We start from the raw sequence: 17,999 nt of genomic DNA on the forward strand, positions 1-17,999 counted from the left end.
CATAATCCGACCGGAGTGTAACGATGGTCGATAAAATTATGCTTCAAATAGAATAGGTTAGGGCGAATAGCCGATCGAATTAGATCGAAATGCACTCTATTGCAAACCGGACTGCAGATATGAAAAGAGCGGCAGACAAAGCCGCCGCTCCAATTTTCACCGGTTATTGCTGAAATCAGGCGTTGCCGTCGGAAGCCGCACCGCCATTGTCGGCGGTTACCTTCGGGCCACCCTTGGACACACCGACCATCGCCGGGCGCAGAACGCGGTCGCCGATGGCATAACCATCCTGCACGACCTGCACGACGGTGTTGTGCGGCAAATCCGGATTCGGCACTTCAAACATGGCCTGATGGAAATTCGGATCGAACTTCTGGCCTTCCGGTTCCAGCTTCTTGACGCCGTGACGTTCCAAAGCCTGCAGCATGGCGCGTTCGGTCATTTCGACACCGTCTGCGAGTGACTTCAGGCTGGCATCCGTCGCCAGGGCATCGGCAGGAATAGCTTCAAGTGCACGGCGCAGATTGTCGGAAACCGACAGCATGTCGCGCGCGAAGTTGGTCACGGCATAGGTGCGTGCATCCTGCACATCGCGCTGGGTGCGCTTGCGCAGGTTTTCCATCTCGGCAGCAGCGCGCAGGAGCTGGTCCTTCAGCTCACCATTGTCTGCCTCGAGCATCGCGATCCGGTTTGCGGTTTCATCTACGGCTGCCTCAGCTTCATCTTCGGCAGCTTCCGCACGAGCTTCAGCCTTACGCGCTTTCAGAAAATCGTCGGCAGCTCGGTTCAGCGCCTCACGATCCCGGGGATTGTTGATGTCGCGCTGCTCAAGATCGGGGTTCTGGGATTTGTTTTTTTCGTCAGCCATAATGCTACTTCCGTCTTGAATATCTTCTGGGGCGGATATCGAGTTTCATGCCAGTAAAATCAAGGTCTATTTTCAGGGACTTGGTTTGTCCCGGCAAATCTCACAGTTACCGCAGGAGGCGGGAAACGATCTGGGCGGTGTAGTCCACCATGGGAACGATCCGCGCATAGTTGAGCCGGGTGGGCCCAATGACTCCCAGAGCACCAATAACCCTTTGCTCGCTGTCGCGATAGGGGGCGACCACCAGCGATGAGCCGGAAAGGGAGAAAAGCTTGTTCTCCGAACCAATGAAGATGCGGACACCTGATCCGGCCTCGGCGAGATCGAGAAGCTGGACCATGCCGTCCTTGGTCTCAAGATCATCGAAGAGATGGCGCAGACGCTCGATATCTTCCTGCGCATGGATATTTTCCAGAAGATTGGCGCGTCCGCGAACGATCAGCCGTGCCGGTTGATCCGTTCCGGCACCGCTCCAGACCGCCAGTCCTTGGGCGACAAGTTCCTGCGACAGCTGATCGAGCTCCTGCCGCGTTTCTTCCGTCAGCTTCTCCAATTCAGCCTTGGCTTCGGAAAGCGTATGGCCGTGAATATGCGCGTTGAGAAAATTCGATGCTTCGACCAGTTGCGAATTACTGATACCGACGGGCAGATTGACGACGCGGTTTTCGACGTCGCCATTTTGCATGACCAGAACGGCGAGAGCGCGGGTCGGTTCGAGACGAACGAATTCGATGTGTTTCAGCGCGCCTTCTGCCTTTGTTGCAAGCACGAGGCCCGCGCCACGCGACAACCCTGAAAGAACCTGACTTGCCTCGGTCAGAACGCTTTCAACCGAATTGTTCATTCCGGCGGAACGAACCTGCGCCTCAATGGAGGAGCGTTCCTCCGGCGGCAGGTCACCCACTTCCAGAAACGCATCGACAAAGAAGCGTAGCCCGATCTGCGTCGGCAGGCGTCCGGCTGAAATATGCGGCGCATAGATGAGACCCAGATGCTCGAGGTCGCTCATGACATTGCGGATCGTGGCAGGTGAAAGCGTATGCGGCAGCAGTCGAGACAGGTTGCGCGAGCCGAGCGGGTCACCATCGTTCAGATAGGTTTCCACAATCAGCCGGAAAATATCACGCGAACGCTGGTCGAGCGAACTCAAAAGCTGGTGTTCCGGCGTTTTCATCATAATATGGTCGCGAACCCTAGTGTGGCTTTGAATCCGAAATTCGTTCACAGCGCTGTTCCCAGGTGATGCGAATTTCGGATTCGCCACACTAGAAATAGCATACGCCAAATATAAGGTCGCAAGTCAAAGCGTCAAAGCCTTTAGGCTATAGTGACAGGCCTCTCAACATCTCTGACGGTTTTTCGGGCAGAATGGCTTTCTATTTGCGACCGGGAAGCCTAAAAAGCCGCACTGGAAAAATGAATCGAGGAATTTTCTATGCGTCCATCCAAGCGTGCGGCTGACGAAATGCGTGCCGTTTCTTTCGAACGCGGCATCTCCAAACATGCCGAAGGCTCCTGCCTCGTCAAGTTTGGCGATACGCATGTGTTGTGCACCGCAAGCCTTGAGGAAAAGGTGCCGGGCTGGATGCGCAATACGGGTAAGGGCTGGGTCACGGCGGAATATGGCATGCTGCCGCGTTCGACCGGTGATCGCATGCGCCGCGAAGCCGCTGCCGGAAAGCAGGGCGGACGCACGCAGGAAATCCAGCGTTTGATCGGGCGCTCCTTGCGCGCCGTCGTGGACATGCAGGCGCTTGGCGAAGTACAGATCACGGTGGATTGCGATGTCATTCAGGCCGATGGCGGCACGCGCACAGCAGCCATCACCGGCGGCTGGGTAGCGCTTCATGAATGCCTGCGCTGGATGGAAGCGCGCCAGATGGTGCGCGTCGAGAAGGTTTTGAAAGATCATATTGCGGCGATTTCCTGCGGTATCTACGAGGGCGAGCCGGTGCTTGATCTCGATTATGCCGAAGACTCTGTCGCCGAAACCGACAGCAATTTCGTGATGACAGGCAAAGGCGGAATTGTCGAAATTCAGGGAACGGCGGAAGGTGCACCTTTCTCGGAAGAAGAGTTTGCCAATCTGATGAAGCTCGCTCGCGGCGGCATTGATCGCCTTGTGTCCTTGCAGAAGATGGCCGTCGCCTGATAGGAACGAGGTCTGCTCGATATATTGAGGAGGCCTCTTCCATGCGCGCAGCACGCATCCTTGAAACGGCGCTCTATGTCCGCGATGTCCCGGAGGCTATAGAGTTCTATCACGGTACGCTGGGTCTGGAGCCGATCGGGAAAGTTAGCGAGCGTAACGCATTTTTCCGGTGCGGCGACGGCATATTGCTTCTCTTCAAGGCCGAGGAGACGTTGAAGCCGCCATTGCCGGGGCACTTGCCCGTGCCGTCACATGGCACAAGCGGTCCCGGCCATGTATGTTTTGCTGCAAGCCGCGAGGAGATGGAAAGCTGGCGCAACCATCTGGCAAAACATGGCATAGCAATCGAGGCCGAGTTCGACTGGCCGAACGGTGCGCATTCGATCTATTTCCGTGATCCGTCCGGCAATTCGCTGGAGATTGCCGAACCCAAACTGTGGAACTGAAAATGAGAAAACTGGAACAGGGCAAGCTGATCGTCGCTTCGCACAATGCGGGCAAGCTGAAGGAGTTCGACGGTCTGATCGGTCCGTTCGGCTTCGAGGTCAGTTCGGTTGCCGCTCTTGGCCTGCCTGAGCCGGACGAGACCGGCACCACGTTTGAGGAAAACGCCTATATCAAGGCTCTTGCTGCGGCTGAGGCCACCGGATTGCCCGCATTATCCGACGATTCCGGCATGATGGTCGATGCGCTTGATGGTGATCCGGGGGTCTACACGGCAAACTGGGCCGAGACGGAAGACGGCACACGCGATTTTGACATGGCGATGCAGAAGGTCGAGAACCTGCTGCAAGAAAAGGCTGCCGTTGCGCCGCAGCAGCGCAAGGCGCGTTTCGTATCGGTCATCTGCCTTGCCTGGCCCGATGGGGAGGCTGAATATTTCCGTGGCGAAGTCGAGGGCGCGATTGTCTGGCCGCCGCGTGGCACTACGGGTTTCGGTTTCGACCCGATTTTCCTGCCCGATGGCTATGAAAAGACTTTCGGCGAAATGACTGCCGATGAGAAGCACGGCTGGAAGCCTGGTGATGCTTCGGCCCTGTCGCATCGTGCCCGTGCTTTCAAGCTTTTCGCCGAAAAAGTGCTTAATGTGGAGCCAGCATCCGCAAAATGAACAAGCTGTTTCCCCCTTTGCAGGCACTAGATGCGGCTCGCGCAAATGCCGCCGGGTCGATCCCGATCGCGCGTGCAAATGGGGAAAATGCTTTTGGCGTTTACCTGCATTGGCCATTCTGTCTGGCCAAATGCCCTTATTGCGACTTCAATAGCCATGTTCGTCACAAGCCGGTCGATCAGGCGCGTTTTTCGGAAGCGTTTCTTCGCGAGATGGAAACGCTGCGTGAGCGCACCGGCCCGCGCACGATCACCAGCATATTCCTGGGCGGCGGCACGCCGTCGCTGATGCAGCCGGAAACCGTGGGCGCGCTTCTCGATGGAATTGCGTCCCATTGGTCGGTGGCACCGGACATTGAGGTAACGCTGGAGGCGAACCCGACGAGTGTGGAGGCTGATCGCTTTCGCGGCTATCGCGCAGCAGGCGTCAATCGTGTGTCGCTTGGCATTCAGGCGCTCAATGATCCTGATCTGCGTCGTCTTGGCCGCATGCATTCGGTCGAGGAAGCCAAGGCGGCCATTCGGCTGGCGCGCGAGATTTTCCCGCGCCTGTCCTTTGATCTGATCTATGCGCGCCCGAACCAGACAATCGAAGCCTGGCGGGAGGAACTGAAAGAGGCCATCGGGCTCGCTGCCGATCATCTGTCGCTCTACCAACTGACGATCGAGGAAGGTACGCAGTTCTATAATCTCTGGAAGGCTGGCAAACTCACGACGCCCGAGCCGGATCATGCTGCAGCGCTTTATGAGGAAACGCAAAGGGTGACGGCAGAGCACGGTCTTCCCGCCTATGAAATTTCCAACCACGCGGTGCCGGGGCGCGAGTCACAGCACAATCTCGTCTATTGGCGTTACGGGCAATATGTCGGCATCGGTCCCGGCGCGCATGGGCGTTTCGTGGAAAATGATATTCGTACCGTCACCATGACCGAAAAACATCCGGAAACCTGGCTGGATAAGGTCGAACGCAACGGCCATGGCATTATCGAGGAAGAATATCTCGATGGCGAGCAGGAAGGCGACGAGTTCCTGATGATGGGCCTGCGTTTACGCGAAGGCATAGATCTTGCCCGTTATGAGCGGCTTTCTGGCCATGCGGTTGATGAAAAGCGGCTTGCGAAACTGATCGCGGAAGGCATGATTGAGCCGATGAACGGCAGCATCATTCGCGCAACGCCGGATGGCGCGCTGGTGCTGGATGCGCTGGTTGCCGATCTGGCCGCATGAGTGTCTGATCCAAAAGACGCCATGCCGGGCTGCAAATGGCAATTTCTGCGCTTCCGGTGCTCACGTACCTTAATGTACGCTGCGCTCCGGTTCTTGAAATCACCATTTTCGCCACAGCCTGCCGCTTTTTGATTCAGACACTGAAGGACGTAGAATGACGGAAGAAACAGGCGCCCAGAATATTGACGATGGGCGACGCGAATATGTGGTTGGCGGAACGACAATGCGCGCCCGACCACTGGAGCCCGCTCTTTATATCGTCTCGACTCCCATCGGAAATCTCGGCGATATGACGCTGCGCGGTATCGAAACACTGGCGTCCGTCGATATTCTGGCCTGTGAAGATACACGCGTGACCCGCGTTTTGCTCGACCGTTATGGCATAGCGCGTCGCCCCATCAGCTATCACGAGCACAATGCCGCCGAAGCCGGTGAAAAGCTGATAGCGGCGCTCTCAGCGGGCAAAAGCGTTGCGCTGGTGTCTGATGCGGGCACGCCACTTGTCTCCGATCCCGGTTTCCGTCTGGTGGGCGAAGCGCGCGAGGCCGGTATTCGTGTCGTGCCTATTCCGGGTGCTTCCGCCGTTCTGGCCGCACTCGCTGCATCGGGCCTGCCGACCGACGCCTTCATGTTCTGCGGCTTCCTGCCCTCCAAGCATGGGCAAAAACAGTCGAAGCTTGAAAGCCTCAAGGGTATCGACGCAACGCTGGTGTTCTATGAATCGCCAAACCGGACAGCGGCAACGCTGGCAGAAATGGCTGAAGTGTTCGGGCCGGATCGTCTGGGCGCGCTCTGCCGCGAACTGACCAAGGCCTATGAGACCATTCGCACTGCACCGCTGGGCGAGCTTGCAGCGGAGTTTGACGGCGAAGATCGCATTCGTGGTGAAGTGGTTCTGCTGGTCGGTCCACCGACAGGCAACACCATTCCGCAAAGCGAGGAGGACATCGACAAGCTGCTTCTGTCACTTGCCGACGAACTGCCGCCATCCAAGGCCGCAGGCGAGGCAGCACGCATGACCGGCGGACAGAAATCAGTTCTGTATCAGCGCCTCATGCAACTGAAATCGGATCAGCGATGACAGACCTCCGCGAGAAAAAGCGAACCGCTTTCTTTCGCGGACACAGCGCCGAACGCTTTGCGGCTTTGGTGCTTCTTCTGAAAGGCTTTCGGATTGTCGCGCGGCGCTATCGAACACGGCTTGGCGAAATCGATCTGATCGCGCGCCGAGGCAATCTGGTGCTCATCGTCGAAGTCAAGGCACGGAGCAGCCTGGAAGCCGCGCATCTAGCCGTCACGCCGCAGGCCACGCGCCGTATCGAAGCGGCAGCCGATCTCTGGCTGCAACGCCAGCCTGACCATACCCGCCTGTCGTTGCGTTTCGATCTGATTGCAGTGCTGCCGCGACGGTGGCCCAAACATGTTCCGGCATTCTTCACGACCGGAAATTACCTATAAGCCTATGTAAATCCTATAAAAATTGTGGGGTATATTTGGATCATTCCGGGGAATGAAAATCCTGCAATCGGCTGTTTTGAGAAAAAGTGATGCTCGCCGTGATTTTCACGCGCAAGCCCGTTTCTTATAAATCTTCCGCTCTCCATGGATAATGGCGCATCTTTTTCCCAGACGCATTTCCGCACGCAAAACCGGTATCGGCTTTCGCTGGAAATGCTCCCAAGGATCGCGCCGTGTCTCTACCGCAAAAGCGTTTACTGGCTGATTTTCCTGCCTTCTTCCGGGTTTCGGAAGAGGTGGTTGTCGTCGTTGGCGGCGGCGAGGAAGCGTTGAACAAGGCGCGCCTCGTAGCGCAAACATCCGCGCGCCTTCGCATCGTTGCGGAAGAAACGGAACACCATCTGGCCGATTTTATTGCAAGCCATGGTGCAGAGCATATCGCTGCACCTTTTGCGCCCGAACATGTCGAGGGCGCAAAGCTTGTTTTCGTGGCGACTGGCGATGAGGCGCAGGATCGCGCCATTGCTGCCGTGGTCAAGACGCAGAAGGTTCCGGTCAATGTCGTTGATCGTCCCGCACTGTGCGATTTCCTGACGCCTGCCATCGTCAACCGCGCGCCGCTGACGATTGCGATTGGTTCGGAAGGAAGTGCCCCGGTTCTGGCGCAGATGGTTCGGGCGCGTATTGATGCCGCCTTTTCGCCGCGCCTTGGCGAGCTTGCGCATTTTGCCGAAAGCTGGCGACCTCTGGTCGAACGCGCATTGCCGAAGGGTCTGGCGCGCCGCAGTTTCTGGCGCGGGTTCTTTTCGGGTCGGGTTGCCAGCGCCATTGAAAATGGCGATCGCGTGGAAGCCTATAAGGCTGCGAGCGACCTGATCGAGCAAAGAGACAATGCTGCCGGTTATGTCTGGCTGGTCGGCGCTGGTCCGGGTGCCGAAGACCTGCTGACCCTGCGCGCCCATCGCGCTTTGATGGAAGCCGATGTCATCGTGCATGATGCGCTGGTGCCGGAAGGCGTCATTGCCATGGGCCGTCGTGACGCAGAGCGCCTTGCCGTTGGCAAGCGCAAGGGCTGCCATTCCAAAAGTCAGGAAGAGATCAACCGCCTGCTGGTTTCGCTGGGGCGCGAAGGCAAGCGCGTTGTGCGGCTGAAATCCGGTGATCCGCTGGTGTTCGGGCGCGCGGGCGAGGAAATGGCCGCATTGCGCGCCGCCGGTATCGGCTTCGAAATCGTGCCCGGCATCACCTCGGCCTTTGCCGCCGCTGCCGATATGGAGTTGCCGCTGACGCTGCGCGGTGTCGCTTCGTCGCTGGTGTTCACCACCGGTCATGACATGACGGGTGATGTGCTGCCGGGCTGGGCGAAGCTCGCCGTCTCCGGTGCAACCATTGCTGTCTATATGGGATCCACGGTCGCGGCATCGGTTGCTGCGCGCCTGATTGGTGCGGGCCTGCACGAAGATACCGCCGTGGCAGTGGTGGAAAATGCGAGCCGGCAGGACAAGCGCCTGTTCCACGGCACGCTGAAGGATTTGCCGGATCTGGAAAACCGCAAGGAACTTTCCGGCCCGGTCATGGTGATCATTGGCGATGCCGTCGCCGGTGCCGCAATCGACAAAGCCGAAGCGCTGGCCCTCAAGCCGGTTTCCGTCGCAGCCTAAGAGCGCATCCCGAAAAGTGTGCAGCGGTTTTCGGACAAGATGCGCTCAAAAACAAAAAGTTAGAGCGCAGGATGCGCGGTTAACAAAAGTTTGGAGTTTGGAAATGGTCGTAAAAGTTCTTACTGCAAACCGGCTGATCGACGGGCAAGCTGTGTGGCTCGGTGCCGACGGCTCCTGGCAGGAGACCATCGACGGCGCGCTGATCGCCCGCCATGCGGAAGCCGTTGCCGCGCTCGAAGATTCGGGCAAGGTTGCAGCGAAAGCCAATCTTGTCGTCGATGTGAATGTGATCGATGTCGAAGAACGTGCAGAGGGGCTTTACCCGATCCGCCTGCGCGAACGCATCCGCCTTTCCGGCCCGACCATCGTGACCTTCGGCGATTTGCCCCTCGAAAAGCCTGAATTGAAGCGCGCCTCGTGAATTTGGATTAAACTATGTACCGTTATGATGAATTCGACCGCGATTTTGTTGCGGCCCGTGTTGCCCAGTTCAAGGATCAGGTCGAGCGCCGCCTGACTGGCGAGCTGACCGAAGACCAGTTCAAGCCGCTGCGTCTGATGAACGGCCTTTATTTGCAATTGCACGCCTATATGCTGCGCGTGGCAATTCCCTATGGCACGCTGTCGAGCCGCCAGCTTCGCAAGCTTGGCCACATTGCCCGCGTCTATGATCGCGGCTTCGGCCATTTCACCACGCGCCAGAATATCCAGTATAACTGGCCAGCATTGAAGGACGTTCCGCGCATTCTGGAAGAGCTGGCAGAAGTCGAGATGCACGCCATCCAGACCTCCGGCAATTGCATTCGCAATGTGACGGCCGATCATTTCGCAGGCGCTGCCGCCGACGAAGTGGCCGATCCGCGTCCGTTCGCCGAAATCCTGCGCCAGTGGTCGTCGCTGCATCCGGAGTTTTCCTATCTGCCGCGCAAGTTCAAGATTGCTATCGTCGGCTCCGAGCACGACCGTGCCGCTATTCAGGTGCATGACATCGGCTTGCAGCTGAAGAAGAACGATGCTGGTGATCTGGGACTGGCCGTTTATATTGGCGGCGGCCAGGGCCGCACGCCGATGGTGGCAAAGAAAATCCGCGACTTCCTGTCCATCGAGGACATGCTGACCTATGTGACGGCCATTGTGCGTGTCTATAATCTGCATGGCCGTCGCGACAACAAGTACAAGGCTCGCATCAAGATTCTCGTGCATGAAACCGGCGTCGAAGAACTGACCCGCGAGATTGACGCCGAATGGGAAGATATTCGTTACGGCGAGCTGAAGCTGCCGCAGCGCGATATCGATACCATCGAAAGTTATTTCCGCATGCCGAACCTGCCGCAACGACCGGAAGGATGGGAAATTCTGGCCGTTACCCAGAAGGCCGATGCCGAATTTGCAAGCTGGGTGGCGCGCAATGTCACGCCGCACAAGAACCCGGATTATGCGGTCGTCACCATTTCGCTGAAGCCCATCGGCGGTATTCCCGGCGATGCAAGCGCCGAGCAGATGGAGCTGGTGGCGGATATTGCCGAAACCTATTCCTTCGATGAAATCCGCGTCAGCCATGAGCAGAATCTGGTTCTGCCGCATGTGGCCAAAGCCGATCTCGCAGCCGTCTACGATCTGCTGCAATCGGATGGACTGGTGACGGCAAATGCCGGTCTCATTACCGACATCATCGCCTGCCCCGGTCTCGATTATTGCGCCCTTGCCAATGCGCGCTCCATTCCGGTGGCGCAGCGTATTTCCGAGCGCTTCGGCGATCAGCAGCGCCAGCTCGAAATCGGCGATCTCAAGATCAAGATTTCCGGCTGCATCAATGCCTGCGGTCATCACCATGTCGGCCATATCGGCATTCTGGGCGTCGAGAAGAAGGGCGAAGAGCTTTATCAGATCACGCTTGGCGGTTCGGCGGACGAGCATTCGACTATCGGTGACATCACTGGTCGTGGCTTCTCGTCGGAAGAGGTGGTTGATGCCATCGAAACAGTTGTGGACACCTATCTGTCCTTGCGGGAAAGCCCGGAAGAAACCTTCCTTGCCGCCTATCGCCGCGTCGGCATGGAGCCGTTCAAACAAGCGCTTTATGGAGAAATAAGCCGTGCAGCTTGATGCGGAAGAAAGTGCTGCCGCCGAAGCCCGCCTTTTGGAGGCAAGCCACGGTGCGTCTTCCCCGCAGGATGTGATCGCGCTCGTCACGCGTGAACTCTATGAGGGGCAGATCGCGGTCGTGTCTTCCTTCGGGGCGGAATCGGCAGTGCTTCTGCACATGATCTCGGAAATCGACCCGGCGACACCGGTTCTGTTTCTCGATACGGGCAAGCACTTTCGGGCAACGCTCGATTATCGTCATGATCTGGTGGACCGGCTGGGATTGACGGATGTGCAGGACATCCTGCCGCTGGACGACAGCCTCAAGGCGGACGATCCGTTCGGCGCGCTGTCGATGACCGACAAGGATCGCTGCTGCTTTATTCGCAAGGTTGAGCCGATGGCGCGCGCCGTGGCCCCTTATCGGGCCTGGATGACTGGCCGCAAGCAGTTTCAGGCTTCGACGCGCGAAAGCCTGGCAACGTTTGAATCGGTCGGCCCGCGCATCCGTATCAATCCGCTGGCGCGTTTGCAGGCAGCCGATCTCAAGGCCTATGCCGAAAAGCATGATCTGCCGCCGCATCCCCTGACCGCGCAGGGCTATCGTTCCATCGGCTGCATGCCTTGCACGCGGCCCGTGAACGACGGTGAAGATCAGCGTGCCGGGCGCTGGGCGGGGTCGGAAAAGACAGAATGCGGCATCCACCTGTCGGGCCTGTCCGACAGCTTGAAGAATTTGGGAGCAGGTGACCGGAAATGAGCAATATCAACGAAACCAAACTCTGGTCTGCCGATGGCTTTCGCGAAGACGATTATGTCTTTGCCGACGATCTTGAGGCGGCAGGCGATACGCCCGCGATCATCATTCCGCTGGCCGTCTGGCTTGGGCTGGATGGGGAGCGCCGCCGCGCCTCCAATCGCCGGATCGGCGTTTCGGTGGCGCCGGGCGAAGCCATTGATCTGCTTCTGGGTGATCTGGGCAGCGTGCCGCTGATCGCCTTGCAGTTTCCGGCCTTTAATGACGGGCGTTCCTATTCCAAGGCGGAGATTTTGCGCCGCGAAGGCTTTGCGGGTGAATTGCGCGCTGTCGGCGATGTGCTGATCGATCAGGCTGCCCTGATGCTGCGGACCGGCTTCGACAGCCTGCAGGTGACGAACAAGGTTGCCCAGAGCCGTCTTGGCGAAAATCGTCTGGTCGATACGCCCGGCTATTATCAGCCGGGACGTGGATCAGTACCGGAGGAGGCCGGGTTTGCCTGGCGTCGTGTCAAGGCAAGTTAGGCACATCGCTCAAATTTGCCATTTTTCTGCACGCCTTGATGCGCTAGACACGCCTCACCAAATTCAGGGAGTCGCGGCGTGATCCGGCATATTGTTTTCTTCAGCGTCAAAGAAGGTCAGGATATAGAGACTGTCATAAAGGGATTGGAGCAACTTGGCACCATTCCCCATGCTGACCTTTTTGAAGTTCTGCCAAATTCCAGAGTCGATCCGATGTGCGACCGCATTGATCTCGTGGTCTATGCCGAGTTCAAAGATGAGGAAGCGCTTTTCGCTTTCAAGAAGCATCCGACCTATGACGCGACGACGCAACTGGTGCGTCCGATGCGCGAATTGCGCTTTTCAGCCGATGTTGTGACAGACAAGCGCTAAAGCATTTCCAGCAAAAGCGCGAAGCGGTCTTGCGTTCGGAAACGCGTAAAATAACTACCAGTCGGCCTGTGGTCTTTCCTGTAGCGGCAGGCCGCCGAAAAGATCAGGCTCGCTGGACGTTTTTGCTCGCTCGATATTGAGAAGCTTCAGTTTCGTCGCCGTGCCACCTGCCGCCGAAAAGCCGCCGACCTTGCCATTGGCGCCGAGCACCCGGTGACAGGGCACAATGATCGGAAACGGGTTCTTGCCCAGTGCATAGCCGACAGCCTGTGAGAGACTCACATCGCCGATCCTTCGGGCAATCGCACCATAGGTCGTTGTCTCGCCCGGTTTCAGCTCAAGAATGATTTCATAGACCTGCCGGTTGAGATCGGGTTGGGTATCGAGCGCCAGGGGTGTAGTTGAAAAATCAACATCGGCACCTGCCAGAAGCGCGCGCACACCTTGGATTGCATCGCTGACGAAGGAGGGCATATCGATATCTTCAGCACCGGGGAACCGCTCACTGAGCCGATAGCGGGTTTCCTTTTCGTCAGCATCTCCGATCTCAACGCCCACAATCTTCTGGCCGCGCCAGGCAATGCCGCACGGTCCGATCTCTGTTTCGAAAATGGTGACGCCTGACGATTCCATGGAAGTCATATTAACATGGTTTTGAGCGGGACAAATGCCGGTTATCGGGTAACGATAGGAACGTTCACGTGAAAAGTCGTAACAATTGCGGAAAATGGCGCAGTGAAATGGTTGAAGAACGACACGAATAATGATTGTGTGATGGCGACCGGCCAATGCCCTTAAATGGCCAAATGGATTGACGAGAGTTTCCGGCACCTGTCGCGGCGGGAGCGGAACCGAGGAATTTAAATGGACGATTACGAGCGATATGCCACAGGGTTGATGATCGTTTTTGGCGCGCTGATTATCGGCGGCCTCATGGCGGCTAACCTGTACCACGGCGACAAGCCGGGCTTTTTATTCGCGCTAGGCGCTGCGGTTGTAAGCTGGTTTGCGGCTTTTGCCGTCCTGTTTGACAAGCCACGCGTTTATGGCGTGATGATTGCGGTTGCGATCGGTCTGGTCGCGGCTTCAATCGGTGCTTATGTAACCTGATTTTGAGCCAGTTTATTTAGAAAAGGCCCCGGTTTTCCGGGGCTTTTTCGTTTCAGAGATATGGCGAGTAGCACTGGCGCCGTGGCCCATAATTAGGCTGGAACGTGTTATCGTAGGCTCGATAGGAACGATAGCGGTTGTAGCACCACCGCACATGCGGGTTGCCGCCACGATAGATCGGTGCTGGACGGTAGCGATAAACAGGTGGTGGTCCCCAATAACGGCGATCGTAGCGATAGTATGGACGGTAACGCGGACGGTCATGCCGCCAGTGACGGCGATGCTCCCGCCAATAGCGGCGATCACCACGATAATCGTAATACTGAACGTTTTGTACATTCGGTGCTAGAGCCTGGGCGGACGGTGTCGCCATCAAAGACGTCTGTGCCGCATTCGCGGTCCCGGCAGCAGCGGATAGTCCCATGCCAAGTGACAAACATGCGGCAAACAGGGAATAAGCAAACCTTTTCATCGGTCTCTCCTCACAGCGCATACCGAAAAATGTGAAACGGCTTTCGGATAAGATGCGCGTAAAATGAACAACACAAATCGTCCCTAAGGTCATTTTACGTCGAACATTGTGGCAGAGCGGTGGCCCTTCGCAGTCACAATTTCTTGGGTCCGGCAACAGATCGGTGATGTGCGGATAACAGGATAGGAAACACTCGGCCTGAATTGACATAAAGATATGTTTATGTCATTAAGCGACTTCCGTGATATGCGTATGAAGGGCAATTCGGGTTTGTGTGTCCGAGCAAATCCTGTTGCCTGATAACAGATTGAATACAGGCGGTGTTTTATGGCCTCTTCCCTCGAAGGTCTTTTTGGTGCAACGGCTGCGCAGCCGGATGGCTCAGAAGTGCTTGCAGCTCTCACCAAGGCAGCGCGGGAGCGCATCCTGATCCTCGACGGTGCGATGGGAACCCAGATTCAGGGGCTTGGTTTTCATGAAGAACATTTCCGGGGTGAGCGCTTCGGCGCCTGCGACTGTCAGCTTCAGGGCAATAATGACCTTCTGACCCTGACGCAGCCCAAGGCTATCGAGGAAATCCATTATGCCTACGCCATTGCGGGCGCGGATATTCTGGAAACCAATACGTTTTCGTCCACGACAATTGCCCAGGCCGATTACGGCATGGAAGAGCAGGTCTACGAATTGAACCGTGACGGCGCGCGCCTTGCCCGCCGCGCAGCCCTGCGCGCCGAGCAGAAGGACGGTCGCCGCCGTTTCGTCGCGGGCGCTCTCGGGCCGACAAACCGCACCGCTTCCCTTTCGCCGGATGTCAACAATCCCGGCTACCGCGCTGTTACCTTCGACGATCTGCGCATCGCCTATGCCGAGCAGATCCGGGGGCTGATCGACGGCGGTTCCGACATCATCCTGATCGAAACCATCTTCGACACGCTGAATGCGAAGGCTGCCGTCTTCGCGTCGGAACAAGTGTTCGAGGAAAAGGGCATCTTCCTGCCGGTAATGATTTCCGGCACGATCACCGATCTTTCCGGCCGCACCCTGTCCGGCCAGACGCCAACGGCATTCTGGCATTCGCTGCGTCACGCCAAGCCGTTCACTATCGGTCTCAACTGTGCGTTGGGCGCCAACGCCATGCGTGCGCATCTCGACGAATTGTCGACCATTGCCGATACGTTCATCTGCGCCTATCCGAATGCCGGTCTGCCGAACGAGTTTGGCCAGTATGACGAAACGCCGGAAGCAATGGCTGCCCAGATCGAAGGTTTCGCGCGCGATGGTTTGGTCAATGTGGTTGGCGGCTGCTGTGGCTCGACGCCGGAACATATCCGCGCCATTGCCGAGGCTGTCGCGAAACATCCGCCGCGCAAGCCTGCCAAGGTTGCGCCGCTGATGCGTTTGTCGGGCCTCGAACCCTTCACGCTCACAGAGGATATTCCCTTCGTCAATGTTGGCGAACGCACCAACGTGACCGGCTCTGCACGCTTCCGCAAGCTGATCAAGGCTGGCGATTTTGCTGCTGCGCTCGACGTCGCGCGCGATCAGGTGGTCAACGGCGCCCAGATCATCGACATCAACATGGATGAAGGCCTGATCGATTCCGAAAAGGCCATGGTCGAATTCCTCAATCTGATTGCTGCCGAGCCGGATATTGCCCGCGTGCCGATCATGATTGACAGCTCCAAATGGGAAGTGATCGAGGCTGGCCTGAAATGCGTTCAGGGCAAGGCGGTGGTCAATTCCATCTCGATGAAGGAAGGCGAGGAAGCCTTTATCCATCACGCCAAGCTCGTCCGTGCTTATGGTGCGGCGGTTGTCGTTATGGCTTTCGATGAAACCGGGCAGGCCGATACCGAGGCGCGCAAGATCGAAATTTGTACCCGGGCCTACAAGATCCTGACCGAACAGGTCGGTTTCGCACCGGAAGACATCATCTTCGACCCGAACATCTTTGCAGTGGCGACCGGTATCGAAGAACACAATAATTACGGTGTCGACTTCATTGAGGCGACACGCAAGATCATGGCGACCTTGCCGCATGTCCATGTCTCGGGTGGCGTGTCGAACTTGTCATTCTCGTTCCGCGGCAATGAGCCTGTGCGCGAGGCGATGCATGCCGTGTTCCTCTACCACGCCATTCAGGCAGGTATGGATATGGGCATCGTCAATGCCGGTCAGCTGGCGGTTTACGATGCCATCGATCCGGAACTGCGCGAAGCCTGCGAAGATGTGGTGTTGAACCGCCGCTCCGATGCGACCGAGCGCTTGCTGGAAATTGCCGAACGTTTCCGCGACTCCGGCTCCAAGGAAGCCAAGGTGCAGGATCTGACCTGGCGCGAATGGCCGGTGGCAAAGCGCCTCGAACATGCGCTGGTCAACGGCATTACCGAATATATCGAAGCCGATACGGAAGAGGCGCGCCAGTCTGCCGAACGTCCGCTGCATGTCATCGAAGGGCCGCTGATGGCTGGTATGAATGTGGTTGGCGACCTGTTCGGCGCCGGCAAGATGTTCCTGCCACAGGTGGTCAAATCCGCCCGCGTGATGAAGCAGGCCGTGGCCGTCCTCCTGCCATATATGGAAGAAGAAAAGCGCCTCAATGCTGAAAAAGGCATTGGCGGCGGTGAACGTCAGAGCGCTGGCAAGGTGCTGATGGCGACCGTGAAGGGCGACGTGCATGATATCGGCAAGAATATCGTCGGCGTCGTGCTGGCCTGCAACAATTACGAGATCATCGATCTTGGCGTGATGGTGCCATCGCAGAAAATCCTGCAGGTGGCGCGTGACAAAAAGGTGGATATCATCGGCCTTTCCGGCCTCATCACGCCGTCGCTGGATGAGATGGCGCATGTGGCAGCAGAAATGGAACGCGAAGGTTTCGATATTCCGCTTCTGATTGGCGGTGCGACGACCAGCCGTGTCCATACTGCGGTGAAGATTCATCCGCGCTATGAACGCGGACAGGCGGTCTACGTCATCGATGCCAGCCGTGCCGTCGGTGTGGTTTCGAGCCTGCTGTCGCCGGAAGGCAAGCAGGCCTATGTTGACGGTCTGCGCGGGGAGTATGCCAAAGTGGCCGCGGCTCACGCGCGCAATGAAGCCGAAAAGCAGCGCCTGCCGATCGCTCGTGCCCGCGCCAATGCGCATAAGCTCGACTGGGATAGTTTTGTTCCGGCAAAGCCGACATTCACCGGCACGAAGACTTTCGACGATTACGATCTGGCCGAAATCGCCCTCTATATCGACTGGACGCCGTTCTTCCAGACCTGGGAGCTGAAGGGCCGCTATCCGGCAATTCTTGAAGATGAGAAGCAGGGCGAAGCCGCCCGGCAGCTCTGGGACGACGCGCAGGCGATGCTGAAGAAAATCATCGACGAAAATTGGTTCACGCCGAAAGCTGTCGTCGGATTCTGGCCTGCCAATGCGGTGGGCGACGATATCCGTCTTTTCACCGATGAAAGCCGCAGGCAGGAACTTGCTACTTTCTTCACACTGCGCCAGCAGTTGAGCAAGCGTGATGGTCGTCCGAATGTCGCGATGTCCGACTTCGTGGCTCCCGTCGAGAGCGGAAAGCAGGATTATGTCGGTGGCTTTGTCGTGACGGCGGGTATTGGCGAAGTGGCCATAGCCGAGCGTTTCGAGCGCGCCAATGACGACTATTCGGCCATTTTGGTGAAAGCGCTCGCCGACCGTTTTGCAGAAGCTTTCGCAGAATTGATGCATGAGCGTGTCCGCAAGGAATTCTGGGCGTATGCTTCGGACGAAACTTACACGCCGGAAGAACTGATCGGAGAGCCATATAAGGGCATTCGTCCCGCTCCGGGCTACCCGGCCCAGCCAGATCATACAGAAAAGACGACCCTTTTCCGTCTTCTGGATGCAACCGCGAACACTGGCGTGGAATTGACGGAAAGCTACGCGATGTGGCCAGGCTCTTCTGTGTCGGGTCTTTATATCGGCCATCCGGAAAGCTACTATTTCGGCGTGGCCAAGGTCGAACGCGATCAGGTCGAGGATTACGCAAACCGCAAGGGAATGTCCGTCGAGGAGGTCGAGCGCTGGCTCGCGCCGATCCTCAATTACACCCCGGGGGCGACTTCGGAAGAGGCTGCGGCGTGACAAATGCCGCAGTTAAATTAACCTAATCTCACATACTCGTAGTTTTGACAGATGCGCTGTGCGCGTTTGGCTGGTTTGTATTTA

At 57.4% G+C, this 17,999-nt stretch carries 18 protein-coding genes; 14 read left to right on the forward strand and 4 right to left on the reverse strand.

Features of this window, described 5'->3' with window-relative positions:
• Positions 1–175: 175 nt before the first annotated feature.
• Together grpE and hrcA are read right to left on the reverse strand one after the other, a co-directional pair.
• Entirely contained in the window at positions 176–868 is a 693-nt protein-coding gene (gene grpE / locus F9K94_RS12350; protein WP_061344850.1) for a nucleotide exchange factor GrpE, read from the reverse strand.
• Positions 869–974: 106 nt separating this feature from the next.
• Positions 975–2,045 (reverse strand): heat-inducible transcriptional repressor HrcA, encoded by a 1,071-nt coding sequence (gene hrcA / locus F9K94_RS12355; protein WP_061344851.1) that lies wholly within the window; start codon positions 2,043–2,045, stop codon positions 975–977.
• 258 nt (positions 2,046–2,303) lie between these two features.
• Here hrcA and rph point away from each other — a divergent pair, with 258 nt between their 5' ends.
• From rph to F9K94_RS12415, 12 genes are all read left to right on the forward strand, one after another.
• Positions 2,304–3,020, forward strand: coding sequence for a ribonuclease PH (gene rph / locus F9K94_RS12360; protein ID WP_010658015.1), 717 nt, complete (start codon positions 2,304–2,306; stop codon positions 3,018–3,020).
• Positions 3,021–3,061: 41 nt separating this feature from the next.
• On the forward strand, positions 3,062–3,466 hold the full coding sequence (locus F9K94_RS12365) for a VOC family protein (protein ID WP_061344852.1): 405 nt from the start codon (positions 3,062–3,064) through the stop codon (positions 3,464–3,466).
• A gap of 2 nt (positions 3,467–3,468) precedes the next feature.
• Entirely contained in the window at positions 3,469–4,131 is a 663-nt protein-coding gene (gene rdgB, locus F9K94_RS12370; protein ID WP_010658017.1) for an RdgB/HAM1 family non-canonical purine NTP pyrophosphatase, read from the forward strand.
• Positions 4,128–5,357 carry a radical SAM family heme chaperone HemW gene (gene hemW, locus F9K94_RS12375; RefSeq protein ID WP_151645934.1) on the forward strand — a complete coding sequence of 410 codons (1,230 nt, stop codon included), beginning with the start codon at positions 4,128–4,130 and terminating at the stop codon, positions 5,355–5,357. The genes rdgB and hemW overlap by 4 nt, the downstream gene beginning before the upstream one ends.
• Before the next feature lie 154 nt (positions 5,358–5,511).
• The gene (gene rsmI / locus F9K94_RS12380) at positions 5,512–6,438 is read left to right on the forward strand and encodes a 16S rRNA (cytidine(1402)-2'-O)-methyltransferase (RefSeq protein ID WP_151645936.1); all 927 of its coding nucleotides are present in this window, start codon (positions 5,512–5,514) and stop codon (positions 6,436–6,438) included.
• Complete coding sequence (locus F9K94_RS12385) at positions 6,435–6,815, forward strand: YraN family protein (RefSeq protein WP_151645938.1); 381 nt, start codon at positions 6,435–6,437, stop codon at positions 6,813–6,815. Before rsmI ends, F9K94_RS12385 begins: the two co-directional genes overlap by 4 nt.
• Before the next feature lie 233 nt (positions 6,816–7,048).
• Positions 7,049–8,476 carry a siroheme synthase CysG gene (gene cysG, locus F9K94_RS12390; protein WP_151645940.1) on the forward strand — a complete coding sequence of 476 codons (1,428 nt, stop codon included), beginning with the start codon at positions 7,049–7,051 and terminating at the stop codon, positions 8,474–8,476.
• A 103-nt stretch (positions 8,477–8,579) separates the two neighbouring features.
• Positions 8,580–8,897, forward strand: a complete 318-nt coding sequence (locus tag F9K94_RS12395; protein ID WP_061344857.1) for a DUF2849 domain-containing protein — start codon at positions 8,580–8,582, stop codon at positions 8,895–8,897.
• A gap of 14 nt (positions 8,898–8,911) precedes the next feature.
• Positions 8,912–10,582 carry a nitrite/sulfite reductase gene (locus tag F9K94_RS12400; protein ID WP_151645942.1) on the forward strand — a complete coding sequence of 557 codons (1,671 nt, stop codon included), beginning with the start codon at positions 8,912–8,914 and terminating at the stop codon, positions 10,580–10,582.
• Complete coding sequence (locus F9K94_RS12405; protein WP_151645944.1) at positions 10,572–11,321, forward strand: phosphoadenylyl-sulfate reductase; 750 nt, start codon at positions 10,572–10,574, stop codon at positions 11,319–11,321. The genes F9K94_RS12400 and F9K94_RS12405 overlap by 11 nt, the downstream gene beginning before the upstream one ends.
• Positions 11,318–11,842 (forward strand): DUF934 domain-containing protein, encoded by a 525-nt coding sequence (locus F9K94_RS12410; protein ID WP_151645945.1) that lies wholly within the window; start codon positions 11,318–11,320, stop codon positions 11,840–11,842. Before F9K94_RS12405 ends, F9K94_RS12410 begins: the two co-directional genes overlap by 4 nt.
• Positions 11,843–11,920: 78 nt before the next feature.
• Positions 11,921–12,214, forward strand: coding sequence for a Dabb family protein (locus F9K94_RS12415; RefSeq protein ID WP_151645947.1), 294 nt, complete (start codon positions 11,921–11,923; stop codon positions 12,212–12,214).
• A gap of 54 nt (positions 12,215–12,268) precedes the next feature.
• Here F9K94_RS12415 and F9K94_RS12420 read toward each other — a convergent pair whose 3' ends face one another.
• Complete coding sequence (locus F9K94_RS12420; protein ID WP_061345226.1) at positions 12,269–12,847, reverse strand: methylated-DNA--[protein]-cysteine S-methyltransferase; 579 nt, start codon at positions 12,845–12,847, stop codon at positions 12,269–12,271.
• Positions 12,848–13,078: 231 nt separating this feature from the next.
• Here F9K94_RS12420 and F9K94_RS12425 point away from each other — a divergent pair, with 231 nt between their 5' ends.
• On the forward strand, positions 13,079–13,324 hold the full coding sequence (locus F9K94_RS12425) for a hypothetical protein (protein ID WP_010658028.1): 246 nt from the start codon (positions 13,079–13,081) through the stop codon (positions 13,322–13,324).
• Between the two features lie 52 nt (positions 13,325–13,376).
• Here the strand turns inward: F9K94_RS12425 and F9K94_RS12430 are convergent, their stop codons facing one another.
• Entirely contained in the window at positions 13,377–13,796 is a 420-nt protein-coding gene (locus F9K94_RS12430; protein WP_151645950.1) for a BA14K family protein, read from the reverse strand.
• A gap of 327 nt (positions 13,797–14,123) precedes the next feature.
• Here F9K94_RS12430 and metH point away from each other — a divergent pair, with 327 nt between their 5' ends.
• A complete protein-coding gene (gene metH, locus F9K94_RS12435; protein WP_151645952.1) occupies positions 14,124–17,915 on the forward strand; it encodes a methionine synthase in 3,792 nt (1,263 codons plus the stop codon).
• Positions 17,916–17,999 lie beyond the last annotated feature (84 nt).

Source organism: Brucella tritici (assembly GCF_008932285.1).
GTDB lineage: Bacteria > Pseudomonadota > Alphaproteobacteria > Rhizobiales > Rhizobiaceae > Brucella > Brucella tritici.